Source organism: Pseudarthrobacter sp. NIBRBAC000502771 (genome assembly GCF_006517215.1).
In the GTDB taxonomy this organism is placed as follows: Bacteria; Actinomycetota; Actinomycetes; order Actinomycetales; family Micrococcaceae; genus Arthrobacter; species Arthrobacter niigatensis.
In genome coordinates this window covers 763,385-789,169 of sequence record NZ_CP041187.1, presented here as the reverse complement: position 1 = coordinate 789,169, position 25,785 = coordinate 763,385, and the positions used below count along the sequence as shown (strand labels likewise).

Sequence of the window (25,785 nt, the reverse complement as noted above, 5' to 3'; positions counted from 1 at the left end):
CGGGGAACTTGGCTTTGCACCCCGCTTCCTTAATCCAGCAACGAATCGAAGGGCCGTCGAATGACCGCCACCTCCCTGACCAGTACCCAGGGCGCCGGGCGCGCCGGGGACAAAGTCTTCTCCGGTGCCACGCTCGCCGCCGGGTGCCTGATCCTCGCCGTCCTCTTCGGCGTCGCTCTCTTCCTGGTAGTCCAGGCAATTCCCGCGCTGACCGCGCCCGCAGACAAGATCCAGGGCGGGCAGGGTTTCTTCGCCTACATCTGGCCCATCGTGATCGGCACCCTGATCGCCGCAGCCATCGCGCTGGTGATCGCCACCCCCATCGCCATCGGCGTGGCGCTGTTCATCTCCCACTTCGCACCCCGCCGCCTCGCCTCCGGACTCGGCTATGTAGTGGACCTGCTCGCCGCAATACCCTCCGTGGTCTACGGCGCCTGGGGTGCCGCTTTCCTTGCCAAGGAGATCTCCCCGGCGTACGGCTGGCTCGCGGCAAACATGGGCTGGCTCCCCATCTTCCAAGGCCCTGCGTCCAGCACGGGCAAGACCATCCTTACCGCGGGCATCGTCCTCGCCGTCATGGTCCTGCCCATCATCACCTCGCTGTCCCGCGAGATCTTCCTGCAGACCCCCAAACTGCATGAGGAAGCTGCCCTCGCGCTCGGTGCAACCCGCTGGGAGATGATCCGGATGGCCGTGCTGCCCTTCGCCCGTCCGGGCATCATCAGCGCCATCATGCTGGGCCTGGGCCGCGCACTCGGCGAGACCATGGCCGTTGCCCTGGTGCTCTCCTCCGGTGCCCTGACCGCCAGCCTGATCCAGTCCGGAAACCAGACCATCGCCGCCGAGATCGCCCTGAACTTCCCCGAAGCCAGCGGCCTCAAGGTCAGCACCCTGATCGCCGCGGGCCTGGTGCTGTTCGTCATCACCCTTGGCGTGAACATGATCGCGCGCTGGGTCATCACCCGGCACAAAGAATTCTCGGGAGCCAACTAAATGACCTCCACGCTTACCCCGGTCCGCAGCAAGCGGTCTGCCCTCACCAAGGGCCAGCTGCCCAAGTATGCACCCTATGCAGTGCTCGTCGGAGCCCTGATCGTCGGGGCCGCCATCCTCGCCCTGATCGGCTTCAACCCGTTCGGCTGGGGCCTGGTCTCCGCGATCCTGTTCGCCGTTGGCCTGGTTTCCTGGAGCGCCGCCGTGGAAGGCTCCCGCAAGGCCAAGGACAAGCTGGCCACCTGCCTGGTGGTCGGCTCGTTCCTGGTGGCATTGCTGCCCCTCGTCTCGGTGATCTGGACCGTACTGGTCAACGGCATCCCCGGACTTATCGACCCCGGATTCCTCACCACCTCCATGAACGGGGTCACCGGCGCCTTCGACAACAAGGCCGTGGAAAGCGGCGCCCCGGTGATGGGCGGCATCTACCACGCCCTCCTGGGCACGGTGCAGATCACGCTGCTGGCCACCGTCATCTCCGTTCCCGTGGGCCTGCTCACGGCCATCTACCTGGTGGAGTACGGCCACGACGGCCGCCTGGCCAAGGCCATCACGTTCTTCGTGGACGTCATGACCGGCATCCCGTCCATCGTGGCCGGCCTGTTCGCAGCCGCGTTCTTCTTCGCGGTGGTGGGCCCGGGCACCAAGACTGGTGCGGTCGCCGCCGTCGCGCTTTCCGTGCTGATGATCCCCGTGGTGGTTCGCTCCAGCGAGGAAATGCTCAAGATCGTCCCCAACGAGCTCCGCGAGGCCGCCTATGCCCTGGGCGTCCGCAAGTGGCGGACCATCCTCAAGGTGGTTATCCCGACGGCGATCTCGGGCATCGCGTCCGGCGTCACCCTGGCGATCGCCCGGGTTATCGGTGAGACGGCGCCCATCCTGGTCACCGCAGGCTTTGCCACCAGCATCAACTCCAACGTGTTCGGCGGCTGGATGGCCTCGCTTCCCACGTTCATCTACACCCAGATCCTCAACCCCACCTCGCCCTCCAACCCGGACCCGTCCTCACAGCGGGCCTGGGGTGCGGCGCTGGTGCTGATCATCCTGGTGATGGTCCTGAACCTGGTGGCGCGCCTGATCGCCCGGATCTTCGCCCCCAAAACGGGCCGGTAGCCAGACCAGCCGCATCTTCCGCCCCACCCGTGGCGGATCCTAGACTTCAATCCATACCCAGTAAGTGAAGGAACACCATGTCTAAGCGCATCGACGTCAAGGACCTGAACGTGTACTACGGCGATTTCCTCGCCGTTGAGGACGTCAGCATCAACATCGAGGCCAAGTCCGTCACCGCGTTCATCGGCCCCTCCGGCTGCGGAAAGTCCACCTTCCTCCGCACCCTGAACCGCATGCACGAGGTCATCCCCGGCGCCCGCGTCGAGGGCGAGGTCCTGCTGGACGGCGACAACCTCTACGGACCCGGCGTGGACCCTGTCACCGTGCGCTCGCAGATCGGCATGGTCTTCCAGCGGCCCAACCCGTTCCCCACCATGTCCATCCGGGACAACGTGCTGGCAGGCGTGAAGCTGAACAACAAGAAGATCTCCAAGGGTGAGGCCGACGTCCTGGTGGAACGCTCGCTCAAGGGCGCCAACCTGTGGAACGAGGTCAAGGACCGGCTGGAGAAGCCCGGCTCCGGCCTCTCCGGCGGCCAGCAGCAGCGCCTCTGCATTGCCCGTGCCATTGCCGTGGAGCCGCAAGTGATCCTCATGGATGAGCCCTGCTCCGCCCTGGACCCGATCTCCACCCTGGCCATCGAGGACCTCATCAACGAGCTCAAGGACCAGTACACCGTGGTGATCGTGACCCACAACATGCAGCAGGCCGCGCGTGTGTCCGACAAGACGGCGTTCTTCAACATCGCGGGCACCGGCAAGCCGGGCAAGCTGATCGAGTACGGCGATACCCACACCATCTTCAGCAACCCCGTGCAGAAGGCCACCGAGGACTACGTTTCCGGCCGCTTCGGGTGAGCCATTGGCGCCGCTGGCGATCTACTGACGGGTTTAGTACGCTTATCTAGATACTTTCGGAACTAGTAGTAAGCCCGCTAAAGGAGTTTTGCCATGACGCAGTCGGCCAGTGACCCCATGGGCCCCCAACTTACTGTTTCCGTACCTGAGAGGGACGCCGTGCAGGATGCCGTGGAACCGGCCCAGGCGTTTGCCGCCGCGGCGGGGCTGGCGGGGCCCCTCGCGGCCGGGCCGCTGGCGCCCGAGCTTGAACCGCATCTCTCGCTGGCTGTGGCCCCCGCTGAGGAAGAGGACGTGCTGGCCGAGGTGTGGCGCACCAGCTCCCGCCTCGAAAGCATGCAGTGGGAGCTGGATACCGCCCAGGAGTCCCTGCGGCAGGCAGTCCGCAAAGCCTCGGCAGCCGGCGTCGCGGACCATGAACTGTGCGCGGCGGCCAACCTCACGCAGGACGAACTCACCACCGTGCTGGTAGCCGCGGCTCCCGTAACCCTGGAGCTCTAGCAAACCCTGTGGCTGGCCGTCCCCATTGGGGGCTGGGCTCGCTGCGCACGGGCTGCCCCTGCACGCTGAGCCGGCCCGTCACTGCGCCGCGCGGTACATCCAGCGCGGTACAGGGGCGCCCTGCGGAGTGGCTATTCGGGAACTTCCAGCTGGAACCCGCAGTGGCAGCGCAGGACCCGGGTGGGGAGGGCCACGGCGCTGAGCGTGCTGCCCGACCTGCCGCTGCGGTAGCAGAGCCGCTCAACCTCGAACTCCGCCTCTTCCATGGGGAAGCCGCAGTGGATGTAGTCGTCCCCGAAGAGGATGACGTCGGTCTTCCAGTGCACCTGGTTCAGCGCGGCCGCAACGTCCGTGGCGTAGGCGGTGTGTTCCTGGAACAGGTCGCAGTCGTTGCAGGTGTAAGAGACCGTGACCAGGTCACCGCCTGCCGCGCCGATGGCCGTGATCGCGTGGATGGTGAGCTGGTGCTCGGTTCCGCAGGCCTCGCACCGGGGCTGCCGGGGCTGTGGAAGGGGGCGCCGGGAATACGAGGGAGACATGACGCCTGCTCTTTTCCGCGTTGTGCATCCGAACCGCCGGTTGGCTGCAGCGGCGCGTCGTCCGCAGCCCTGCACACGGCGTGGACGCCGGTCCCCGGCACCGTTGACCCGGGGGCGCACTTTGAATGTACGTCACACCGGATTCCCTGTATAGGGGGAGCTGCCCGCCTACGTGGAGATGGGGGAGAGTGCCAGCGCAAGCACGAAGCCGAGGACGCAGGTAGCCAGCGGGGTCAGCCCCCAGAGCCACAGGATCCGGATGACCAGCTTCCGGTTGGTGACCGAAAAATGCTGGTTCTCCCCTGCACCCAGGGCGCCGGCTGTGACGGTGTGGGTGGTGGAGAGGGGCCAGTGCAGCCCGATCGCGCCCACAAAGAGCATCACCGCGCTGAATGTCTGTGCCACGGAGCCACGCAGGGGATCGATCCGGGTGATCTTGTAGCCGATGGTGTGCGAGATCCGCCACCCTCCGAAAAGGGTCCCGGCGGTCATCATCACCGCGCAAAGCCCCGCCACCCAGGTGGGGATCCCGCCGTCGGCATAGCCGGCCGCCAGCAGTGCCAGCAGCAGGACGGCGCTGACGCGCTGTCCGTCCTGCAGGCCGTGGCCGAACGCCACCGCCCCCGCCGCTACGGCCTGCCCCCGGCGGAACCGCTGGTTCACCACGTTGGCCTGGGTGTAGCGGGCCACCCATGTGGCCGGGTACACCAGGAGGAAGGAGCCGCTGTAGGCCACCAGCGGGGAGAGGACCAGCGGCAGGACCACCTGGAACAGCAGCGACTGGTCCACGCCGGCAACGCCCGGTCCCCCGATGGCCAGGCTCGCAAGCCCTGCACCGGCAAGGCCGCCCACCAGGGCGTGGGTGGAGGACGCGGGAATGCCGCGCCACCACATCAGGATGCCCCATGCGCACGCGCTGGCCAGGCCGGCCACCAGGATGGACAGTCCGTCGGTGCCGGCGGGGAGGCTGATCCAGGTCCGGCTGACGGCGACGGCGAGCAGGGCGCTGAGGAGGGCGCCGACAAAGTTGAAGAACGCGGCCAGGAGGATGCCCACGCTGGGGGTGAGGGCCCGGTTCCGCACCGCCAGGGCCACCGAGGTGGATGCGTCGCGGAAGCCGTTCAGGAAGGCAAACGCCGCGGCCAGCAGGACCACCGCGCCGAAGATGACTGCCGCCACGTCAGGATTCCTTGACGATGATGCTGCCTACCTGGGTGGCCACCCGCCGCATGTCCTTGGTGACCTCCACCAGCTGGTTGGCGATGTCGCGGTTGCGGGAATACTGCGCCCACTTCATGTCCGCGATCATGTCCGCCACCCACACGCGGTGTGTGCGCTCCGCCCGTTTGGCGAGGCGCAGGATCTCGATCCAGTAGTCCTCGAGGTCGTCCAGGTCATTGAGCCTGCGCATGGCGTCAACGGTCAGTTCGGCCTGCCGGCTGATGATCTCCAACTGGTCGGCGGCGCGTTTGGGGAGACGGTCAAGCCGGTACAGGGCCACCAGTTCCGCTGCCGCGTCCATCTTTTCCATGGCCTCGTTGAGGTACCGGGACAGGGCGTACATGTCCTCGCGGGGGAGGGGGTTTACGAAGCTGGTGCGCATGTGGGTCAGCAGCGCGAAATGCAGTTCGGCGGACTTGGCCTCGATGTTGTGCATGTCCTCGACGAGCTTGGCGTGCTCGTCCGCGGGTACGCCAAGGATCTCGGCCAGGGTGGCGGTGGCCAGCACGATCTGTTGTGCCATCTGTGAGAGCAGGTTCAGCCCTGCGGGCTCCTGTGGAAAAAGGCGCAGCTTCACGTGTTTACCGGTCTCCAGGGACTTATCAAGGCGGGCGTTGCTGCCGTGTGACTTGACGGCGGCGGGCAACTGGGGATTACTCTACCGGCCCGTAACTGCACCCCGGAATCGGCCACCTGGAAGAGGGCAGAAAAATGGTGCCGAACCGGATACGCCTCTCGGCGGTAGGCCGCTCTAGGCGGCTAATTGTTGAAGCCCGGGGGTTTCGCGGCTCGGCACCGGTTTCAGTCTTCTACTTCACCCGGCCCAAGTCAATCTTGACAGCGGGGGCTTGGTTCGTCCCGGAAATCCGGTCCGCCGGCGCCAGCCGGGGCTCAGTCCAGTTCGCCCAGGCGCCACGCGTTGGCGGCATGCTCCAGGTCCTCGGCGGTCTTCACCAGCTGGTGGGAGTTGCGGGTCAGCTTGCTGGCATGGGCCTCGTTGGCGTGTTCGGCGCCGTCGGCGAGGGTGGCCTGCCCGAGCGCCACGACGCGGCAGAACGCGGCGGAGCGTTCCAGCGCGACGTCGAAGTCGCCGTCGAACGCGCCGGAAAGGATGGCATCCGCCATGGTGCGCATTTCGTCGGCGCCCGGCGGCTCAGCCGCGCCGGCCACCACGTTGGATACCTGGGCGGTGTCCCGTCCCGCCCGGAAATAGACGCTGATGCGCTCAGGATCCTGGACGGTGGCGGCGCGCAGCGCGTAAAGCCGCCACAGCGCGCCGGGAAGTGAGCGGGCGGGGCTCTCCGCCCACATCTCGGCGATCGCATCCAGCCCCTGTTCGTCCGCGAGCTTGACCAGCCGTTCGGTGATCACGGGATCGTCGCTGTCGCGGCCATGGCGGACCAGTGCCTGCGCGGCAAGGTGGGCGGCCTCCGACACGCGGGCGGGATCGGCCCCGCCTGCGAAGGGCTCGAAGTCCAGCGGCGCGAAGGGCTTGGGCTTATGGTGCCGGTTGCTGCCGCCGTACGGAGTGTGTCCTGCTTGCTCGCTCATGCCCCCACGCTACTCCTGTGCCGCCGCGGAAATCGAGCGTCTTCAGGGCTTGTCCGCGGGCGGCGGGAAGGCCTGGAACCGTGGGGTGGAAAGGTTCGACGGCGGCGCCCGCGGGGTGTGCGAAGTGGCTGGAACCATGGGTTAGAGTATTAACGTCCAGAAATGGATTGGGCCGTACGGGCAGGCACAGAGTGTTTGACCGGCCGGCAGGGGCCTTTAGCTCAGTTGGTAGAGCATCGGACTTTTAATCCGTGGGTCGTGGGTTCGAGCCCCACAGGGCCCACCCATCAGGACTACGAAGGTCCGCCGCTAGCGCAGGCGGACCTTTCCTTTTAACCTCTTCCGGACCCCAGCTTCCATCCCGGCGGCAGCCCGCCCGAACCCCCTGATGTGTTCCGGCGGGTGCATGGGTCAGCTGGCGGGGTCGTACTGGAAAGCCCGCACCTCCTGTGCGCAGCGGCAGGCCCCCGGGCAGCTGCGGCGCAAGGATCCATCCGGAATCGCCAGCCCATTTGCGCACGCGGGGCACCGGGGTCACAGGCACAATAGGCTCATGGCAAATACCAGCAAGGGCCGGATGCCGCGCCTGGAAGACGTGGCCAAGGTGGCCGGCGTCTCCCACCAGACCGTCTCCCGCGTGGTGAACCACCACCCCAATGTCAGCAAGGCAACCCGGGAAAAGGTGGAGGCAGCCATCGCGGAACTGGGATACCGGCGCAACACCGCAGCCCGGAGCCTGGTTACGCGGCGCTCGCAGACCATCGGCGTGCTGGCCAGTGAGCTTTCCCAGTACGGTCCGGCCAACACCCTGCTGGGCGTTGAGCATGCCGCCCGCAACGCCGGCTACTTTGTCAGCATCGCTGCACTGCGCGAGGTCAGCCGGGAAGCCATTTCCGACGCCGTGGGCCACTTTATGGACCAGGCCGTGGACGGGATCGCGGTGCTGGTGCCGCACGCGGACACCCTCGCCGTGCTGGAGCAGATGAACCTTCCGGTGCCCGTGGTGGCCGTGGGCTCTGCTGGCAGCGCGAAGGTGAGCGGGGCCATGGTGGACCAGCGTGCTGGCGCAAGGCTCGCCGTCGAGCATCTCGTCGGGGAAGGCCACCTGCAGATCGGGCACATCGCCGGGCCGCCCGACTGGACGGACGGGGCAGAACGGGCGGAGGGGTGGCGGGCCGTCCTCCGGGAGGCAGGCCTGGACGAATCCCTCCTGGTGGAGGGGGACTGGAGCTCGGGGAGCGGCTACGCGATCGGCCGCCGGCTTGCGTCCGGACTCACGGCGACAGCCATCTTCGTGGGAAACGACCAGATGGCGCTGGGCCTCCTGCGTGCGTTCACGGAGGCAGGCGTCAAGGTGCCCGACGACGTCTCCGTGGTGGGTTTCGACGACCAGCCGGAAGCCGGGTACTTCACGCCGCCGCTGACCACCGTCCGCCAGGACTTCGAGGAACTGGGACGCCGCTGCATGGACATCATGCTGGAGGAGATCGAGTCCGGGGCCGCGGTGAGCTCCACCGTGGTGCCGCCGCAACTGGTCCTCCGCGCCAGCACCGCCTCCCCGGCCTCGTCCTAGCGGCGACGGAAGCCAGGGGGCCAAAAGCCAGGGGCGCCGCAAGCCCTTGGGCGGCACGCAACACTGCGGCAGGAAAAATCCAAAAAAATCTCCATGAATCTGCATCCAAATCCGTGCCCGCGGCGGTAGTAGGGGTGTCAGAACAAAACGCCCGGCAGCCGGGCCTTTCAAGGAGATGGACATGCGCAAAACGATCTTCACCGCGGGTGCCGGTGCGGCAGCCATTGCAGCCGCAATCGCCCTGGCCGGTCCCGCCAATGCAGCAGAGGGAGACGCCCAGCTCTCGGTGCTGCACGGGGTCCCCGGACTGACCGTGGATGTATGGGTCAACGGCGACCGCACGCTTGATGATTTCGCCCCGGGAACCCTTGCCGGGCCGCTTGCCCTCCCGGCCGGCACCTACGAAATTGCCATCACGGCGGCCGACGCCGCGGACGCCTCCGCCCCGGCGATCGGTCCCGTCAGCGTCAACCTGGCCGCCAATGGAAACTACACTGCCGCGGCCCACCTGGGCGCGGACGGCAAGCCCACGGCGAGCCTGTTCACCAATGACGTCTCCCAAATCCCGGCGGGCAAGGGCAAGCTGACGGTCCGGCACGCCGCGGCGGCACCCGCCGTCGACGTCCTGGCAGGAGGTACCGCCGTGGTCACCAACCTGGCCAACCCGAACGAACAGACCCTTACCCTTGATCCGGGAACGGTTCCTGCCGCGGTCGCCGCCGCCGGCACCACCACCCCGGTGATCGGCCCGGCGGACGTCACCGTGGGCGAAGGGACGCACACCATCGTCTACGCCTGGGGCAGCCTGGCGGACCAGAACCTGAAGCTCGCCGTGCAGACCATCGAAGGCCTGCACACGGCTCCGGCATCCGTGCCCGGTGCCCTTGGCGGCTCACCTGACCCCGGCAGGGCAGGCTCCGCAGTTGCCACTGCCGGGTTCAGCCTTGCAGCCCTGGCGTTGCTGGCCGGCGCTGTGGGCGTAAGCCGCGCAGTCCGTACCCGGCGTGCGGAGCTGTAAGCGGCGCCGCTGATTGACCGTCAGGCGCAGGGGCCCGGCCGCTCACCCGCGGACGGGCCTTTGCGCCGGGCCGTTTCCTGTCCAGTGACGTGTTCCCGGGAAGGGCGGAAGCAATGAACGCACGTACGACGCCGGCGGGTGGGTACCGCCGTCGGCATTCCATCAGGAGCGTGGCAGCGGCGGTGGCAGTCGGGGTGCTGGCTCTTTCCGGCTGCGGTTCCCCTGGGCCGGACGGTTCCCCGCAGGTGTCGCCTCCAGCGGCTGCCCCCAGCCCGGCGGCTCCGTCGGCCTCCGCTCTGCCGCAGGCCCCCACGGGCGAAAGCGGCCCTGCGGTTGCGCCGCCAGGTGCCATTCAGGTCAGGCCGGCCACCCTGTCGGCCAGTGCCGCCGTGCCGGCGCCCACCACGCTTACTGTGGCGGGCACCGCCATCGACATGCCGGTGGTGCCCGGGGGAGTGTCCGCCGGGGGAGCGATGGAGATTCCGGACGTGTTCGACCGCGCCGCGTGGTACAAGTTCGGCCCGGCGCCCGGGGCAGCCGAAGGCGCTGCCGTTATCGCCGGCCACATCGACACAAGATCGGACCGCGCGCCGTTCTCCGCGCTGAAGTCGGTCCCGGCCGGAACCATCATCCGGGTGGGAAGGGAAGGCGCTCCCGCTGTCACCTACCGGGTGGTTGGCGTGGAACTGATGGCGAAGGACAGGTTCGACGGCGGGTCCCTTTTCAGGCGGACGGGTCCACACGAACTCAAGTTGGTTACCTGCGGCGGCACATGGCTGGACGAGCGGATGGACTACAGCGACAATGTGATTGTTACCGCAGTCCCTGCCTGAGCCGGCTCCGCCATGAACCGGTTCGTGCCCGGCCAGTGGACCGCAATGTATCTCGTCGCCGAAGCCGGGAGGGAGCCGCCCGTGACGCTCCCCGGCCGTGACTCCCCTGGATGGGATGACGGGCTGACCGCATCCTTCCTGTCCGGCGATGAGCAGGCGCTGGCGGCGGCCTACCGCGAGTTCGCGCCACTGGTGCACACGCTGGCCCTGCGGTCCCTGGCGGACCGCGCGGCCGCAGACGACGTCACCCAGGAGGTCTTCATCCGGGTATGGCGCTCGCGGAGCACCTTCAATCCGCAGGTGGCCCGGCTCCCGGCCTGGATCGTTGGAATCACCCGCAATGCCATCACAGACGCCCAGCAGTCGTCCGCCCGCGAAGCGCGCAAGGCCTATGCCGCTGCGGGCGCCGGGATGGCAGCGGAGGCGGGGGCGGGGATGGAAGCGGCGGAAACGCTCGCCGACCGGCTGCTCCTGGACGGCGAACTGGAGCGGCTGGGTGAGCCCCAGGGCTCCATCATGAAGCTTGCCTTCTACGAGGACCTGACGCACGAACAGATCTCGCGGAAACTGGACCTGCCGCTTGGTACCGTCAAGAGCCACATCCGCCGCAGCCTGACACACCTAAGAAGCAGATTGGAGGTAGACCATGCCGCATCTTGATCCGGAACAGTTGAGCCTCCTGGCGCTGTACGACGACTGGGATGACCCGGATGGCCGGCAGCACCTCCTGGTCTGCTCCCGGTGCGCCGCCGATTACGCCGCCCTGCGCCGCACCGTGGAAGCGGTAAAGACAACGCCTGACACCAGCCGGCTGTCCGTTCCCGGGCCCCAGGTCTGGGCCGGAATCCACCGCGAACTGGGCCTCGGGGAGCCCGTCCGGGAGGACCCGCTCGCGGCTGCGGCTCCCCAGGAGGCAGGCGCCGGCACGGATGGTGCGGCAACTCCCGCTGCCACGCCGGCACCCGCGGCTGGGCCGTCGTCGAACGCTGTCCGGCTGGATACCGGAACGAAGGGCGCGCCCACCAGGGGTGCCCGCGGCGGGACGGCATGGTGGCAGCATCCAGGCACCTGGCTGGCCACGGCGGCAGCTGCTGTCCTGGTGGTTTTCGGCGCCGTCTGGGCCTTCGACCGGCCACCCCAGCCGCAGGAGCTGGCCGCAGCCCGGCTGAGCCCCCTCGCGCAGCACTCGGCGGCGGGGTCGGCCAAGGTGGTGGCGGCCGCAGACGGTTCGCGCAGCCTGTATGTGAGCCTGGACAAGGATGAGGCCAAGGGTTACCAGGAGGTTTGGCTCATTGCGCCGGACCTCTCCAAGCTGGTGAGCCTGGGGGTCATGAACACCACGTCGGGAACGTTCCAGGTGCCGGCAGGCCTTGACCTCTCCCAGTACCCGGTGGTGGACGTGTCCGACGAACCCATGGACGGCAATCCGGCCCACTCCAGCGTCAGCATCGCCAGGGGCACCCTCACATCCTGAGCTGCGCCGGGGCGCCCCGGGAGTGCCCCGTCGCAGTGCGTTTGCGGGTCAGCGGCCGAAGTGCGGGTGCGGCGCACCTTCGGGCAGGCGCTCAAGGATGTCTTCGGCCACCTTGCGGACCTTGATGTTCCGGTGGCTCGAAGCCTTGGCAAGGATGGAGAAGGCCTCCTGGTAGGAGCACCTGTTCTGGGCCATGATCACTCCGCACGCCACGTTGATGGAGGTGCGGCTGTCCAGTGCCGAGCGGAGGTCGCTGGCCAGCGAGCGTGTAGTGTGCAGGTTGATGGCCATCTGGAGGCTTCTCGTGGCCAGCTGCGCGAAGCTTCGTGCTTCGGCAATGGCCTGGAGCGGGAAGGCTTTTGCGTCCTGGGCGAAGAAGGCGAGGGCAGCGCTCGACTGGCCGAGGTTGCTGGTGCCGGGGACCCCGTCGTCGGAGGGAAGATCAGCGTCCAGGCGAAGCCTGACGGCAAGGGTGCTGCCGAAGCCGGCCGCCTGCAGTTGGCTTGAGTACTGCCGCCACCGGAAATCGCCGTTGCGTTGGAGGACCGCCACTGGGTGACCGCCGGACATCACATCGGTCACCGGCCCCTCGGCGCTTTCCCGCTCCCAGTCGAGCAACCGGACCACCTCGTCGGTGGTGCCGGTGATTACAGCCCCGCGCTTGGGCTGCAGCAGCACCAGTCCGCAGCCCACATCGATTCCGGCGGTCCGGACCACGTGGACAGCCGATGCTGCCACCAGCAGGTCCAGGGAATCTGCCAGGGTTTGGGCGCCGTTCACCAGGTCAAGAAGGAGGGCGTTGTTCCGTGGAGCCGCCCGTACCTGGCTGGTAGCGGAGGGCAGGGGGGAATGCCCGCCGCGGCGGGCCAGACGGGCCGGAGGGCCGGCGACGGCTGGGGGAGAGCCCTTGGTCTCGAAGGACTCCTCGTCGCCGGCCCCGCCTATTACCCGGGTCCTGTGGACCGGGAAGCTTGGGCCTATATGTTGTGAGTGATGCATACCAGTCTCGAACCCCCCTAGTGAGACAAGTACCGAGAGCCTGGAGGCCTTGTCTCTGTGAAAAACCTAATTGCCCTCCTGCCTCCGGTGAATGCGTAGCTGGTACCTGTTTTTCCGATTAGGTAGTACTTGGAGACTGGCTGTTCGCCGCCGACCTGGACGTTGCCGCAGGTGAGGTGCTCCTTGGCCCGCTCCTGACGCGCAGGAGCCGTTGCGCAGGATGGCCGGCGGCATCCTTGACGCTGGCAGCGGCACGGCAAACAATGTTTCTATAACGTTGTAAATTGATTGCCGAGGATACCTTCGTGACCCAGCCACAGCCCGCCGCAGCAAAAATCACCATTGATCCGTCGTTCACCGTGGGTCCCGTCCGTCGTCGTACGTTTGGCGCGTTCGTTGAGCACCTTGGCCGGTGCGTGTACACCGGGATCTTTGAGCCCGGGCACCCGGCGGCCGACCAGGACGGCTTCCGCAAGGACGTCCTGGAACTGACCCGCGAGCTGGGTGTCACCACCGTCCGCTACCCGGGCGGCAACTTCGTCTCGGGCTACCGCTGGGAGGATGGCGTGGGCCCGGTGGACCAGCGTCCCGTCCGCCTGGACCTGGCCTGGCATTCGACTGAACCCAACACCGTGGGCGTGGACGAGTTCGCCAAATGGTCCGCCAAGGCGGGCGTGGAACTGATGATGGCCGTGAACCTGGGCACGCGCGGCATCCAGGAGGCACTGGACCTCCTGGAGTACTGCAACATCGACGGCGGGACAACCCGCTCCGAACAACGCCGCGCCAACGGGGCCGCCAACGGCTACGGCGTCACCATGTGGTGCCTGGGCAACGAGATGGACGGCCCGTGGCAGATCGGCCACAAGAACGCCCTCGAATACGGCAGGCTGGCCGCGGACACCGCCCGCGGAATGCGCATGATCGACCCCGGGCTGGAGCTCGTGGCCTGCGGCAGCTCCAGCCCCGCCATGCCCACCTTTGGCGAGTGGGAGCGTGTGGTCCTCACCGAAACCTATGACCTGGTGGACCTCATTTCCGCGCACCAGTACTTCGAGGACACCGGCGACCTGCAGGAACACCTGGCCGCCGGGCACAAGATGGAAGCCTTCATCCACGACCTCGTGAGTCACATCGACCATGTGAGATCAGCCAGGAAGTCCAGCAAGCAGGTGAATATCTCCTTCGACGAATGGAACGTCTGGCACATGAGCCGCGAGGCGTCCAGGGTCCCCACCGGCAAGGACTGGCCGGTGGCACCCGCCCTGCTTGAGGACAGCTACATGGTGGCCGATGCCGTGGTGGTGGGCGACCTGCTGGTCACGCTGCTCCGGAACACCGACCGCGTCCACTCGGCCAGCCTGGCGCAGCTGGTGAACGTGATCGCACCCATCATGACCGAACCCGGCGGGCGGGCCTGGAAGCAGACCACCTTCCACCCGTTCGCCCTGACATCGCGGCACGCATCCGGAACGGTGCTGCGGCTCGCCGTGGAATCCCCGCTGGCCAGCGGCGGGGTGACGGCGGATTTCACCGCGCTGTCCGCCGTCGCCACGTTTGACCGGGAAAAGGGTGAGGCCGTGCTGTTCGCCGTGAACCGTTCGGCGCGCCAGGCGCTCACCCTCGACGCCGCAGTGGGTGCCCTGGGTACCGTGCGCGTGCTGGAAGCGGTGACCTACGCCAACAAGGACCCCTACTGGCAGGCCAGCGCCGATGACTCCACTTCCGTCCTGCCTTCCGGAAACGCCACGGTAAAGGCCGACGGCGGGCGGCTCACCGCCGAGCTGCCGGCAGTCTCCTGGTCCATGATCCGCCTGGCTGTGGGGTCCTGACATGCCTGGACGCGATGCCGGAAGCCCTTATGACGACGACGCCCCGCAGGTGGGAGGATGGACGGCATGGAACTGCACATCACAGGGGATCCTGCTGCGGACAAATTGCTGAGTGAGGACGATTTCGCCCTCCTGACCGGCATGCTGCTGGACCAGCAGGTAACGATGGAATCCGCGTTCGCCGGGCCGGAAAAGATCCGGACACGGTTGGGGTCGCTCAAACCCGAAGCCATCGCAACGCATGATCCGGCGGCTTTCGTGGAGATGTTCAAGGAACGCCCCGCCGTGCACCGCTTCCCCGGCTCCATGGCTGCACGCGTCCAGGCGCTTGCCGCGGCGGTCCAGGACGAATGGGACGGTGAGACCGCCGCCATCTGGACCAAAGGCTCGCCGGACGGTGCCGAGGTGCTGCGCCGGCTCAAGGCCCTGCCCGGTTTCGGGGAGCAGAAGGCGAAGATCTTCCTGGCCCTGCTGGGCAAGCAGCGCGGCCTCAAGGCGTCCGGATGGCGCGAGGCGGCGGGCCACTACGGCGACGACGGCGCCTACCTCTCGGTGGCCGACATTGTGGACCCGGAATCCCTGGCCAAGGTCCGCGCCAGCAAGCAGGCTGCGAAGGCGGCGGCGAAGGCTGGAAAAGAGCGTTAATGGCAGTAACCATGAACGACGTCGCGAGGGCTGCCGGTGTGTCCCTCAAGACCGTTTCGAACGTATTGAACGACTACGAATTCATCCGTCCCGCCACCAAGCAGCGGGTGCAGGATGCCATTGCGGAGCTGGGCTACGAGGCAAACCTCACCGCCCGCAGCCTCCGGTCCGGCAAGACGTCCATGCTGGGCCTGGTGCTGTCCGACCTCTCCGCCCCCTACTACGCCGAGCTGGCATCCAGGCTGATGAAAGCCGCGGCGCGGCACGGCTACCGGGTGCTGGTGGAGCAGTCCGACGCAGAGGCCGCCGCCGAACTCGGCGCCCTCCACGGGACCTTCCGCCAGCTTACGGACGGCCTCCTGTTCACGCCGTTGGTGGTGGATGCGGAGGCCATAGCTGCGCGGGCGGGCAGGAAGCCGCTGGTGATGCTGGGTGAGCACATTGTGGATCCCCGCTTCGACCTGGTGACCATGAAGAACAGGGAAGCCGCGGACGCCCTGACCAGGCACCTGCTGGCCGGTGGCCGCCGTCGTATTGCCGTCATCGGAGCTGACCCCGGCGAGTCCGCCGGAACCGGTGGGCTGCGCCTGGACGGGTACCGGACGGCCCTGGCAGCGGCGGGCATCCCTTACGACCCCGCGCTGGTGGCACCCGCGCAATGGCGCCGCGACACCGGTGCCGCCGCCGTCGCCGGGCTGCTGGACAAGGGTGTGGAGTTCGACGCAGTGTTCGGACTGAACGACGTCCTGGCGCTGGGGGCAATGCACGAATTGCAGGTCCGGGGGGTCAAAGTCCCGCAGGACGTGGCGGTGGCAGGCTTTGACGACCTCGACGAGGCGCGGTTTGCGTCCCCCTCCCTTACAACAATCGCGCCGGGCATGGACGAGATCGCGGAGCGGTCCATCGGGCTGTTGCTGGACAGGATCGCCGGCCGCGAGCCATCGGTTCAGGGGGTGCATGTGGAAGCCGGGTTCGAACTGAAGATCCGGGAATCCGCGCCCTAGGCTCCGTCCGGATGATGGACCTGAAACGTGGCGGAAACGTGCGGGGCCTACGCTGAATCCACGCTGTCCCCAGGCCGTCGAAGGGAACCCCATGCATTTGTTGCCGCGTGAGCAGGAAAAACTCCTGATCGTGGTGGCTGCCGATCTCGCCCGCCGGAGGCAGTCCCGCGGCCTCAAACTGAACTATCCCGAGGCCGTGGCCATCATCAGCTACGAATTGATCGAGGGTGCGCGGGACGGCAGGACCGTGGCCGAGCTCATGAGCTACGGCACCACGCTGCTCACCCGCGACGACGTGATGGAAGGCGTGCCGGAGATGATCCATGACGTCCAGATCGAGGCCACCTTCCCGGACGGCACCAAGTTGGTCACCGTCCACAACCCCATCCGTTAAGGAGCTTGGCAATGATTCCAGGTGAGTACATCCTGCGGCCGGAGCCCGTCACCGCGAATGCGGGCAGGGAGGCAATCGAGGTCGCCGTGACCAACACTGGCGACAGGCCCGTCCAGGTGGGCTCGCATTTCCATTTTGCCGAGGCCAATTCCGCCCTGTCCTTCGACCGCGAAGCAGCTTACGGCCGGCGCCTGGACATCCCTGCAGGAACGGCGGCCAGGTTTGAGCCGGGGGATTCGCGGACGGTCCGGCTCATTGGGCTGGCCGGGAACCGGGAGGTCTACGGGCTCAGCAACGCGGTCAACGGAAGGCTCGACGGCGGGACGCGCCAAAGCGGGCTTCTTGCGGAAGGGAACGGCGAGTGAGCTTCGACATTCCGCGCCGGCAGTACGCCGACCTCTACGGACCCACCACCGGTGACAAAATCCGCCTGGCAGACACCGAACTCTTCCTGGAAATCGAAAAGGACCTCACCGTGTACGGGGAGGAAGTGGTGTTCGGCGGCGGCAAGGTGATCCGTGACGGCATGGGCCAGAACGGCCAGGCCGCCCGCGACGAGGACATCCCGGACACCGTGATCACCAACGCCGTCATCCTGGATTACACCGGAATCTACAAGGCAGACGTGGCGCTGAAGGACGGCCACATCTTCCGGATCGGCAAGGCCGGCAACCCGCAGATCACGGACGGCGTGGACATCGTGATCGGCTCAAGCACGGAAATCATCGCCGGCGAGCGGAAGATCCTCACCGCCGGCGGCATCGACACCCACATCCACTTCATCTCCCCGGACCAGATCCCGACCGCCCTGGCCAGCGGCGTGACCACCATGATCGGCGGCGGCACCGGCCCGGCTGAAGGCACCAAGGCCACCACCGTGACGCCCGGAAAGTGGCACATCCAGCGGATGCTGCAGGCGGCTGAGGCGTTCCCCATGAACATCGGCCTGTTCGGCAAGGGCCACGCGTCCGCCGTCGAACCCCTCGCCGAGCAGATACGCGCCGGGGCCATCGGGCTCAAAGTCCACGAGGACTGGGGCGCCACCACCTCCTCCATCGACACCTCGCTGAGGGTTGCTGACGAATACGACGTCCAGGTGGCCATCCACACCGACACCCTGAACGAGTGCGGGTTCGTGGAAGACACCATCCGGGCCATCAACGGGCGCGTGATCCACACCTTCCACACCGAGGGCGCCGGTGGCGGCCATGCCCCGGACATCATCAAGATCGCGGCCATGCCCAACGTCCTGCCCGCCTCCACCAACCCCACGCTGCCCTACACGCGCAACACCATCGAAGAGCACCTGGACATGCTGATGGTCTGCCACCACCTCAACCCGGACATCCCCGAGGACGTGGCCTTCGCCGATTCCCGGATCCGTGCCGAGACCATCGCCGCCGAGGACGTCATGCAGGACCTGGGCATCTTCTCCATCACCTCCTCCGACTCCCAGGCCATGGGCCGCGTGGGTGAGGTGATCACCCGCACCTGGCAGGTGGCGGACAAGATGAAGAAGCAGCGCGGGGTGTTGGAAGACAACGACGGCGGGGCGCACGGCAGTGCGGACGGCGACAACTTCCGGCTCAAGCGCTACGTGGCCAAATACACCGTCAACCCCGCCATCGCGCAGGGGATCGCAGACACCGTAGGGTCAGTGGAAGTGGGCAAGTTCGCGGACCTGGTGTTGTGGGATCCGGCATTCTTCGGGGTCAAACCGGAACTGGTGCTCAAGGGCGGACAGATTGCCTACGCCCTGATGGGTGACTCCAACGGGTCCATTCCCACCCCCCAGCCGCGGACCATGCGGCCCATGTTCGCCACCTTCGGCAAGGCGGTTCAGCAGTCCTCCATCACCTTCCTGTCCCAGGCCGCGATCGACGCCGGCGTGCCCGGGGAATTGGGGCTGGAAAAGGTCATCCGCCCCGTCTCCGGCATCCGGAACCTCACCAAAGCCGACCTCAAGTACAACGACGCGACGCCCGATATCCAGGTGGACCCGGAAACCTACCAGGTGACGGTGGACGGCGAGGACGTCACCTGCGAACCGTCCGACGTGCTGCCCATGGCGCAGCGGTACTTCCTCTTCTAGAGCCGCGAATTCAAGACCCCGAAAGCAACCACATGATCATCGACAAAGTCCTGGGCAACCTGCACGACCTGCCGGACTCCGACCTCGCCGCCTACGCCGGCCTGCACCGCGAAAAAGTCGTCCTGCCCAGTGCCCAGCTGGTCAAACGCATCCAGCGCGCCACCACGGACCACGGCAAAGAGATCGGCATCCGGCTCCCGTCCGGGTCAGGCGACCTCCGTGACGGCGACATCCTCCACGTCGCCGACGCCAACATGATCGTGGTGTCGGTGCTGCCCACCGACGTCCTGGTCATCGCACCCCGCACCGTGCACGAAATGGGCGTTACCGCACACTCCCTTGGCAACAGGCACCTCCAGGCACAGTTCTTTGACGCGTCCTCCGAATACGGGGCCGATGTCATGGTGTGCGCCTACGACCACACCGTCGAGGACTACCTCCGCCACAACTCAGTGCCCTACAACCGCCAGGAACGCGTCATGCCTGTGCCTTTCCGCCATGCTGAACACTCGCACTGACTCTTTAGCGCTAAGCGCTTCAAGCGATTCCTTGGTTGGGTGCGCCGCCCCGGGATGGGGGCCGTGCCCGCTTCGCGGTGCCCGCCACGCCGCGGCCCCCATCCCCGGGCGTCGCTTGGGTTCGTCGCCTTTGGTGCGTCATTCGTGAGTGGGTACCAGCTTGCTTTGCAGCAACTTACTGACTCCGCTTTGCCTACCGGGGCTTTTGCGCACTCTTTGGGTTTCGAAACCTACATCGACCGGGAGCTCGTTTTAGATGAGGCTTCGTTTGGTAGGTGGCTGGCCGCTTTTGTGTCGCAGCAGCTGACCTATTCCGATGGCCTGGCGATTCGGCTTCTTTATGAGGGGGTTGATCTTGGGGAGCTGGATTCTTTGCTTTCTGCTTCTCTTTTGCCGCGGCAGGTGCGGGAGGCCAGTTTGAAGATGGGCGGCCGGCTCTTGGAGATTGGAGCTGAGGTGTTTCCTTCGCCCGCCCTGGACCTGTACCGGGGCTTGGTGGCCACAGGCCGTGCCGCAGGGCATCAGCCGCTGGCGTTCGCCGTCGTCGCCCGCTCACTGGGCGTGCCGCTCCAGGAAGCGCTCGCCGCCTACCTCTTCGCCACCGTCACCTCCCTCACCCAGAACGCCGTCCGCGCCATCCCCCTGGGCCAGAACGCCGGGCAGCGGGTGCTGCGGAAAGCGCACTACGACGTCGCTGCCGCCATCGCCACGATCGCGCACCTGACGGCGGACGACTTCGGCGCCGTCAGCCCCGGACTGGAAATTTCGCAAATGCGGCACGAACGCCAACGTGCCCGCATGTTCATGAGCTAGCAGGAGGAAACCATGACCGAACCCATCAAAATCGGCATCGGCGGGCCCGTCGGCGCCGGTAAAACCCAGCTCGTGGAGCGGCTCACCCGGCACATGAGCGGCGACATCTCCATGGCCGCCATCACCAACGACATCTACACCATCGAGGACGCCAAAATCCTCGCCGCCAACGGCATCCTCCCCGTGGACCGGATCATCGGCGTCGAAACCGGCGGCTGCCCCCACACCGCCATCCGCGAAGACACCTCCATGAACACCGCCGCCATCGAGGAACTCAAGGCCCGGCACCCCGACCTGCAGGTCATCTTCGTCGAATCCGGCGGCGACAACCTCTCCGCCACCTTCAGCCCCGAACTCGTCGACTTCTCCATCTACATCATCGACGTGGCCCAAGGCGAAAAGATCCCCCGCAAAGCCGGCCAAGGCATGATCAAGTCCGACCTCTTCATCATCAACAAAACCGACCTCGCACCCCACGTCGGGGCGGACCTGGCCATCATGGAGAGGGACTCAAAGGAGTTCCGCGGCAATAAGCCGTTCTGCTTCACGAACCTGAAAACCGACGAAGGCCTCGAGAAGGTCATCGAATGGATCCGGCACGACGTCCTGATGCTCGATTTGGCGCAATGAGTACGACGGCGGCAGTGCCACCGGCGGCTTCACCGGATGTAAGGGGCCGTGCCCGCTCCGCGGTGCCCGCCACGCCGCGGCCCCTTACATCCGGCTCAGCCGCCTCAGCAGGAACGTCACCGATGGGGCGGCTTGAGTTGGGCGTCAGTTTGCGAGGTGGCCGCTCGGTTGCCTCGCATCAGTACCACCAGGGCGCTCTTCGGGTTCTTCGTCCTCATTATCTCGATGACTCGGGGCAGGTTTGTTATGTCGTCGTCAATCCTGGCGGGGCGTATTTGGGGGCGGATCTCTTTCTTGTTGATGTTGAGGTCCACGATTCTGCTGACCTGCTGTTGACCACACAGTCCGCTACGAAGGTTTATCGGACCCCCGGGTCCTTTGCCGAGCAGCGGATGGCTGTCCGGCTGGGGGAGGGGGCTCGGCTGGAACTCATGCCGGACCAGCTCATCGCCTACCGGGAGTCCAGCTACCGGCAACGGACCTCTGTAACCTTGCGGCCGTCGTCGTCCTTGGTCATGGCCGAGGTGGTGACGCCCGGCTGGTCGCCGGACGGCGCCGCCTTCCGGTATGAGGAAGTGCGGCTGAGGAACCGCATCTGCGTGGAAACCGGGGCGGGCACCGAACTGCTGGTGTTGGACAACCTGCTGATCCGGCCGCCGCTGCACGACGTAAGCGGGCTCGGTTTCATGGAAGGCTACAGCCACCTCGGATCCCTGGTGGTGGTGGATCCCCGGGTGGACCAGGCGCTCGCCGACGAACTGCACCTGCTGACCGCCGGCGGCGAAGCGCTGACCGGCATTTCACTGACGCGCCCAGTTGCGGGAACTACCGGGCTGGTGTTGCGGAGCCTGTCCAACAGCACCGACGAACTGAACCGCCTGCTTCGGTCCTGCACCGACTTCCTGCGCAGTCGCTGGTTCGGCCAAGGGCCGCTGGACCTGAGGAAGCACTGATGACCAGCATCGCCGCGCTCTACCGGGACCGGGACTCCCTGCCGCTCCGGACCCGCGCGCTGTTCACCTTTGGTGCAGTGGCCGCGCTGCACGCTGCCGCCGTCGTCCTTTTGCTTGCCGGAACCCGGCCCGGGGGCGGCGGGGCGCTCTCCTGGGGACTTGTCCTCACCGCTTACCTCGCCGGAGTGAAGCACAGCTACGACTGGGACCACCTGGCGGCCATCGACAACTCGACCCGAAAGTTCGTGGCACAGCGGCAGCATCCGGTGAGTGTGGGCTTCGCGTTCAGCCTGGGCCACAGCTCGGTGGTGACCCTGGCCGGGGTGCTGGTGATCGCCGGTGCGTCCATGGTTGGCAGCCTGATGGAGGAAGGTACGGCCGGCAACGTCGTGCTGGGGCTGATCGGCAGCGGTGTATCCGGGCTGTTCCTGCTGGCCATGGGGCTGTTCAACGGCTCGGCCTTCACCCGCTCGGCCGCTGCCTTCCGGCGCTCCCGGGCCGGAGCGGCCATCGATCCCCGCGACCTGGAACCGCAGGGGCCGGTGGCGCGGCTGCTGGCCAAACCCCTCGCGAGGGTGCGCCGGCCGCGGAACATCTACGTGGTCGGCTTCCTCTTCGGGCTGGGTTTCGATACCGCAACCACCATCGGGCTGCTGATGATGACGACGGCGGCGTCCCTGGCCGGGGTGCCCCCGTTCGCCCTGCTCGCCCTGCCGCTCGCCTTCGCAGCCGCAATGACGCTGTGTGATTCGGTGAACGGCATGGTGATGATGCGGATGTACCGGTCGGCGCTGGCTGACCCGCGGCGGAAGCTTGGCTTCAATGCTGTGGTGACGGGCATCTCGGCTGTCTCGGCCCTGTTCATTGCCTTGATTACTTTGGCAGGCTTCATGCATGCTGCCTTCGGCCTGGATGATCCGGTGACGGCTTGGCTTTCATCGATCGACCTGGGAGAGGCCGGCCTGCTGCTGGTGGGGCTGCTGCTGGCCGTCTGGGGCGGCGCCGCGCTGGCGTGGAGGCAGGCCCGGAACGGATAGGGACGCGTTGCCGGCATCCACTGCCGGCAACGCGCCCCGTGGCTCCTAGCCGAAATCGGCCACGTAGCTGGGAACTCCGACGGCGTCCGTGGACACCGGTGCTCCGGTGTCGTTGACCACGTGGTCCAGTGTCCCGGCGCCGAGATTCACGGTCAGCAGGCTGTGCAGCCTGACGCCCGGAGTCACCGGAACCTCGAAGCCGCGGGTGGCGTGGATGGTGGGATCCACGTTGGTGTATACGTAGCTGCCGCCGCCCCAGAGTTCGTGGGTTTTGACGGAATCCGAGACTTTGTACCCGGCCCAGCCCAGGACCCCGTCATGCTGCCACGCTGCCTGGTTGGGGGCGTCGTAGGGCAGTTCGTTCTGGAAGAAGACGGTCTTGCCGTTTTCGCCGTTCCAGATGACGTTGTACTCCTGGTAGTGCTCCACGAACAGGCCGGTGGCAGTGACGTTGTTGCCGTTGACGATCACGCCGTTCCGGCCGGTGTTGGTGGTCCAACCGACACCGTTCCCATGGTCTGCGCGCCAGGCCCAGATGTGGTCCAGGAGGACGTTGTCGCTGTTGACTTCCAGGCTGACTGAGGCCTTGCCCACGTGGGGCCCGCCGATGCGGAAGAACACATCGTGGAGCGTGGTGGGGTTGGCTGGATCGCTGAGGACGGCTGAGCTGGCTGGTCCGCCCCCTGCGCCTGGAATCGCTTTGCCGATCCGCATCAGGGCAGGGGAGTTGACCTCGCCCGCGTCCACGGTAACGGCGGCGATGTCCACGCCGGGGACGTCCGCAACTGTCAGGGGAACCGATCCGTTGACGGCGGAAAGTGTTGCCATTCCAAGTCCAAGCACCACTGTTCCTGCACGCTTGACCTCGATGCTCCGGTCAACGTCGTAGACCCCGGGGGTAAGGAGCAGGTTCTTTCCACGGGCCAGCTGCGCGTTGATGGCCTGCGCTGAATCACCGGGCTTTGCAACATAGAAATCGGACAGGGGGATGCTGCGGCCTTGGGTGGGACCGTTTTCCCAGGTGGTCCCGGCCGGGTCCTTGCGGACGGAGGGCACGAACACGCTGTACTGGCCGGCCGAATCCAACGTCAGGTAGGGCTTCTCGCGGCTGATCGGAGTCTTGTCCAGCGTGGTGTACGGCGGGTTGGGGAAGGAGTCGGCGGGCGCGCCGTCCACGCCGGAGAAGACCTGGTTCCAGACCCCATTGGACCAGCTGCCGATGCTGCTGTCGCGCACCAGGTACTGCTGCTGGGAGCCATTGATGATGGCACCGGTCTTTGAGTCCGCTATGAACCCGCCGCTGGCGTACTGCGGGCCGGCGGTGCAGTAGTCCATCAGGGAGAGGTTGCCGCCGGTGATGTTGACCCGGCGCATCGGTGAAGCCTGGGATGCCGCCCAGAAATTCGCGGAACTTCGGCAGCCTTCCAGGCCGGTGACGTTGATGGTGAGGTTGGACAGGGAGCGCCAGAAGTTGTTCAGGGCGATGCAATTGTCCGCAGTGAGGCAGCGGTTGTAGACGTCGACGTGTCCATTGATGGTGACGTCGGTGGGTGCGGCGCCCAGTCCCGCCACCTCGGTGGAGTAGCCCACCTGGACGATCAGCGGCTCTTCGGGGGTGCCATAAGTCCCGGGCTTGAACAACAGCGAGTAGCGCTTTGAGCCCATCTCATCGTCCACCTGCTGGGCCGCAATGGCGTCCACGGTGGCCTGGATCTGCGCCACCGGCATGCCGGGGTCGAAGACGTAGGTATTGGAACCGAACGGGTTTTGCGGCGTCGGTGCCGGCGGTGGCGGCGACGCAGGAGCCTGGGCCGCGGGCTGGGCGGCTGAGGGTGCCGCCTGTGCTGGGGCCGTCCCGCCGGCGGCAACAAGGCCAAGGAGAAGGGCGGTGGCGGCTGCAACAGTGCCGGCGCGGGTCCGGCGCTGCGCCGGAAGGGGTCTGGGTGCGTCTGGGCGTAAGGCTAGCGGCATTGCTGGTCCTGTCAGTGGAGGGGCTGGACGACCACGACGGCTGCGACAGGCAGTCGGGGTCGAGAGGTGGGAGCGCTCCCGTCGGGAGAGCGTAGCATCGGGATTTTGCCCCGGCAAGGGTTGACGGGAGCGCTCCCACGCTGGATCGGTGTCGTATTGTCGGTGTAATGAACGAAAAGACCAGCCGGTCCGCTCCGGAAGGGGCAGGGCGGCTCAGTCCCACGCTGGAGGACTTGGCGTCAGCGGCAGGGGTGTCCCGCTCCACAGCATCCCGTGCCATCAATGGCGGCTCAAAGGTCAGCGCGCAGGCCCAGGCGGCCGTTGACGCCGCGATCGTGGCGCTGGGCTACACCCCCAACCGTGCTGCCCGGAGCCTCGTCACCCGGCGCGCCGGATCCGTGGCACTGGTGATCCCCGAACCTGACGCCCGGGTCATGTTGGACCCGTACTTCGCCGCCGTCATTACTGGAGTCAATGAAGCACTGCGCGAGACGGACCTGCAGCTGGTACTGCTGATGTCCCGGGCCGGTGACGACTCGGCGCGGACCATCCGCTACCTGCGCGGCGGCCACGTTGACGGCGCGATCGTGGTCTCCCACCACCACGCTGATGACTGGGTGGAGACTTTGGGCGGCACCGGTCTGCCCACCGTCTTCATCGGCAGGCCGTGGGACACGTCGTCCGGAATTCCCTATGTGGACCTGGACAACTTCGAGGGAGGCCGGTTGGCGGCACGGCACTTGGCCGGCATCGGCCGCACCCGGCTGGCGACTGTTGCCGGCCCTCCTGACATGACGGCCGCCGTCGACCGCCTGGAAGGATGGCGGCAGGGACTCAGGGAAGCCGGCCTTGAGCCCGGACCGGTCATCCACGGGGACTTCACGACGGCGGGCGGTGCCGATGCTGCAGCCCAATTGCTGGCTACATCGCCTGACGTGGACGGAATATTCGCCGCATCGGACCTGATGGCGCTCGGCGTCGTGGACACCCTTCGCGGAAGGGGGCGGCGGGTGCCGGACGACGTGGCAGTGGTGGGCTTCGACAACCACTCCATCCAGGCGGCAACCGGCCTGGGCCTCACCACGGTGGCCCATCCCATGGTGGACATGGCAGCCGCAGCCGGAAAGCTCCTGGTGGGTGCCATCGCGAATCCCGGCGGGGTTCCTGGACCAGTCATCTATCCTGCGGAACTGGTGGTGCGCGGAAGCTCCGTGCAGTAGCGGA

At 66.8% G+C, this 25,785-nt stretch carries 27 protein-coding genes and 1 tRNA gene; 22 read left to right on the top strand and 6 right to left on the bottom strand.

The features are described from left to right. Positions 1-60: 60 nt before the first annotated feature. The 4 genes from pstC to NIBR502771_RS03750 all read left to right on the top strand — a co-directional run bounded on the left by pstC (position 61) and on the right by NIBR502771_RS03750 (position 3,464). Positions 61-993, top strand: a complete 933-nt coding sequence (gene pstC / locus NIBR502771_RS03765; protein ID WP_141158547.1) for a phosphate ABC transporter permease subunit PstC — start codon at positions 61-63, stop codon at positions 991-993. Then, entirely contained in the window at positions 994-2,106 is a 1,113-nt protein-coding gene (gene pstA / locus NIBR502771_RS03760; protein ID WP_141158546.1) for a phosphate ABC transporter permease PstA, read from the top strand. A gap of 77 nt (positions 2,107-2,183) precedes the next feature. Next, positions 2,184-2,963 carry a phosphate ABC transporter ATP-binding protein PstB gene (gene pstB / locus NIBR502771_RS03755; RefSeq protein ID WP_018763202.1) on the top strand — a complete coding sequence of 260 codons (780 nt, stop codon included), beginning with the start codon at positions 2,184-2,186 and terminating at the stop codon, positions 2,961-2,963. Between the two features lie 93 nt (positions 2,964-3,056). Continuing rightward, on the top strand, positions 3,057-3,464 hold the full coding sequence (locus NIBR502771_RS03750) for a hypothetical protein (protein WP_141158545.1): 408 nt from the start codon (positions 3,057-3,059) through the stop codon (positions 3,462-3,464). A 131-nt stretch (positions 3,465-3,595) separates the two neighbouring features. On the opposite strand, the gene NIBR502771_RS03745 is transcribed toward NIBR502771_RS03750, so the two are convergent. The 4 genes from NIBR502771_RS03745 to NIBR502771_RS03730 form a co-directional block, all read right to left on the bottom strand. After that, on the bottom strand, positions 3,596-4,003 hold the full coding sequence (locus NIBR502771_RS03745; protein WP_141158544.1) for a hypothetical protein: 408 nt from the start codon (positions 4,001-4,003) through the stop codon (positions 3,596-3,598). A gap of 168 nt (positions 4,004-4,171) precedes the next feature. After that, a complete protein-coding gene (locus tag NIBR502771_RS03740) occupies positions 4,172-5,182 on the bottom strand; it encodes an inorganic phosphate transporter (protein WP_141158543.1) in 1,011 nt (336 codons plus the stop codon). 1 nt (position 5,183) lies between these two features. After that, positions 5,184-5,801 (bottom strand): DUF47 domain-containing protein, encoded by a 618-nt coding sequence (locus NIBR502771_RS03735; RefSeq protein ID WP_141161397.1) that lies wholly within the window; start codon positions 5,799-5,801, stop codon positions 5,184-5,186. 314 nt (positions 5,802-6,115) lie between these two features. Beyond that, on the bottom strand, positions 6,116-6,775 hold the full coding sequence (locus NIBR502771_RS03730; RefSeq protein ID WP_141158542.1) for a hypothetical protein: 660 nt from the start codon (positions 6,773-6,775) through the stop codon (positions 6,116-6,118). Between the two features lie 210 nt (positions 6,776-6,985). On the opposite strand from NIBR502771_RS03730, the gene NIBR502771_RS03725 reads away from it, so the two are divergent. The 6 genes from NIBR502771_RS03725 to NIBR502771_RS03700 all read left to right on the top strand — a co-directional run bounded on the left by NIBR502771_RS03725 (position 6,986) and on the right by NIBR502771_RS03700 (position 11,673). Then, positions 6,986-7,058 (top strand) — tRNA-Lys (locus tag NIBR502771_RS03725). A gap of 270 nt (positions 7,059-7,328) precedes the next feature. Beyond that, positions 7,329-8,348 carry a LacI family DNA-binding transcriptional regulator gene (locus NIBR502771_RS03720; protein WP_141158541.1) on the top strand — a complete coding sequence of 340 codons (1,020 nt, stop codon included), beginning with the start codon at positions 7,329-7,331 and terminating at the stop codon, positions 8,346-8,348. 181 nt (positions 8,349-8,529) lie between these two features. Beyond that, complete coding sequence (locus NIBR502771_RS03715) at positions 8,530-9,366, top strand: DUF4397 domain-containing protein (protein WP_141158540.1); 837 nt, start codon at positions 8,530-8,532, stop codon at positions 9,364-9,366. A gap of 113 nt (positions 9,367-9,479) precedes the next feature. Next, positions 9,480-10,199, top strand: coding sequence for a class F sortase (locus NIBR502771_RS03710; RefSeq protein ID WP_141158539.1), 720 nt, complete (start codon positions 9,480-9,482; stop codon positions 10,197-10,199). 45 nt (positions 10,200-10,244) lie between these two features. Then, the gene (locus NIBR502771_RS03705) at positions 10,245-10,859 is read left to right on the top strand and encodes a sigma-70 family RNA polymerase sigma factor (protein ID WP_210411387.1); all 615 of its coding nucleotides are present in this window, start codon (positions 10,245-10,247) and stop codon (positions 10,857-10,859) included. Continuing rightward, positions 10,846-11,673, top strand: a complete 828-nt coding sequence (locus NIBR502771_RS03700; protein WP_141158537.1) for an anti-sigma factor — start codon at positions 10,846-10,848, stop codon at positions 11,671-11,673. The genes NIBR502771_RS03705 and NIBR502771_RS03700 overlap by 14 nt, the downstream gene beginning before the upstream one ends. Positions 11,674-11,721: 48 nt before the next feature. Here NIBR502771_RS03700 and NIBR502771_RS03695 read toward each other — a convergent pair whose 3' ends face one another. Next, complete coding sequence (locus tag NIBR502771_RS03695) at positions 11,722-12,672, bottom strand: ANTAR domain-containing response regulator (RefSeq protein ID WP_141158536.1); 951 nt, start codon at positions 12,670-12,672, stop codon at positions 11,722-11,724. A gap of 305 nt (positions 12,673-12,977) precedes the next feature. Here NIBR502771_RS03695 and NIBR502771_RS03690 point away from each other — a divergent pair, with 305 nt between their 5' ends. The 11 genes from NIBR502771_RS03690 (at position 12,978) to NIBR502771_RS03640 (ending at position 22,590) form a co-directional block, all read left to right on the top strand. Further along, positions 12,978-14,504: an alpha-N-arabinofuranosidase gene (locus tag NIBR502771_RS03690; protein WP_141158535.1), complete on the top strand. Its 1,527-nt coding sequence runs from the start codon at positions 12,978-12,980 to the stop codon at positions 14,502-14,504. Between the two features lie 57 nt (positions 14,505-14,561). Next, positions 14,562-15,149, top strand: a complete 588-nt coding sequence (locus tag NIBR502771_RS03685) for an HhH-GPD-type base excision DNA repair protein (protein WP_141158534.1) — start codon at positions 14,562-14,564, stop codon at positions 15,147-15,149. Continuing rightward, entirely contained in the window at positions 15,149-16,153 is a 1,005-nt protein-coding gene (locus NIBR502771_RS03680) for a LacI family DNA-binding transcriptional regulator (RefSeq protein ID WP_141158533.1), read from the top strand. Before NIBR502771_RS03685 ends, NIBR502771_RS03680 begins: the two co-directional genes overlap by 1 nt. Positions 16,154-16,244: 91 nt before the next feature. Then, on the top strand, positions 16,245-16,547 hold the full coding sequence (locus tag NIBR502771_RS03675; protein WP_141158532.1) for an urease subunit gamma: 303 nt from the start codon (positions 16,245-16,247) through the stop codon (positions 16,545-16,547). Between the two features lie 11 nt (positions 16,548-16,558). Further along, positions 16,559-16,912, top strand: coding sequence for an urease subunit beta (locus NIBR502771_RS03670; protein WP_141158531.1), 354 nt, complete (start codon positions 16,559-16,561; stop codon positions 16,910-16,912). Then, the gene (gene ureC, locus NIBR502771_RS03665; RefSeq protein ID WP_141158530.1) at positions 16,909-18,639 is read left to right on the top strand and encodes an urease subunit alpha; all 1,731 of its coding nucleotides are present in this window, start codon (positions 16,909-16,911) and stop codon (positions 18,637-18,639) included. Before NIBR502771_RS03670 ends, ureC begins: the two co-directional genes overlap by 4 nt. Before the next feature lie 32 nt (positions 18,640-18,671). After that, positions 18,672-19,157 carry an urease accessory protein UreE gene (gene ureE / locus NIBR502771_RS03660; protein ID WP_141158529.1) on the top strand — a complete coding sequence of 162 codons (486 nt, stop codon included), beginning with the start codon at positions 18,672-18,674 and terminating at the stop codon, positions 19,155-19,157. A gap of 144 nt (positions 19,158-19,301) precedes the next feature. Next, complete coding sequence (locus NIBR502771_RS03655) at positions 19,302-19,970, top strand: urease accessory protein UreF (RefSeq protein ID WP_141158528.1); 669 nt, start codon at positions 19,302-19,304, stop codon at positions 19,968-19,970. A gap of 12 nt (positions 19,971-19,982) precedes the next feature. Continuing rightward, positions 19,983-20,600, top strand: a complete 618-nt coding sequence (gene ureG, locus NIBR502771_RS03650) for an urease accessory protein UreG (protein WP_141158527.1) — start codon at positions 19,983-19,985, stop codon at positions 20,598-20,600. A 122-nt stretch (positions 20,601-20,722) separates the two neighbouring features. Further along, positions 20,723-21,553 (top strand): urease accessory protein UreD, encoded by an 831-nt coding sequence (locus NIBR502771_RS03645; RefSeq protein ID WP_141158526.1) that lies wholly within the window; start codon positions 20,723-20,725, stop codon positions 21,551-21,553. Further along, complete coding sequence (locus NIBR502771_RS03640; RefSeq protein WP_141158525.1) at positions 21,553-22,590, top strand: HoxN/HupN/NixA family nickel/cobalt transporter; 1,038 nt, start codon at positions 21,553-21,555, stop codon at positions 22,588-22,590. Before NIBR502771_RS03645 ends, NIBR502771_RS03640 begins: the two co-directional genes overlap by 1 nt. Before the next feature lie 45 nt (positions 22,591-22,635). On the opposite strand, the gene NIBR502771_RS03635 is transcribed toward NIBR502771_RS03640, so the two are convergent. Then, on the bottom strand, positions 22,636-24,561 hold the full coding sequence (locus NIBR502771_RS03635) for an adenylyl cyclase (RefSeq protein ID WP_141158524.1): 1,926 nt from the start codon (positions 24,559-24,561) through the stop codon (positions 22,636-22,638). Positions 24,562-24,728: 167 nt separating this feature from the next. Here NIBR502771_RS03635 and NIBR502771_RS03630 point away from each other — a divergent pair, with 167 nt between their 5' ends. After that, complete coding sequence (locus NIBR502771_RS03630) at positions 24,729-25,781, top strand: LacI family DNA-binding transcriptional regulator (RefSeq protein ID WP_141158523.1); 1,053 nt, start codon at positions 24,729-24,731, stop codon at positions 25,779-25,781. The last annotated feature ends 4 nt before the right edge of the window (positions 25,782-25,785 follow it).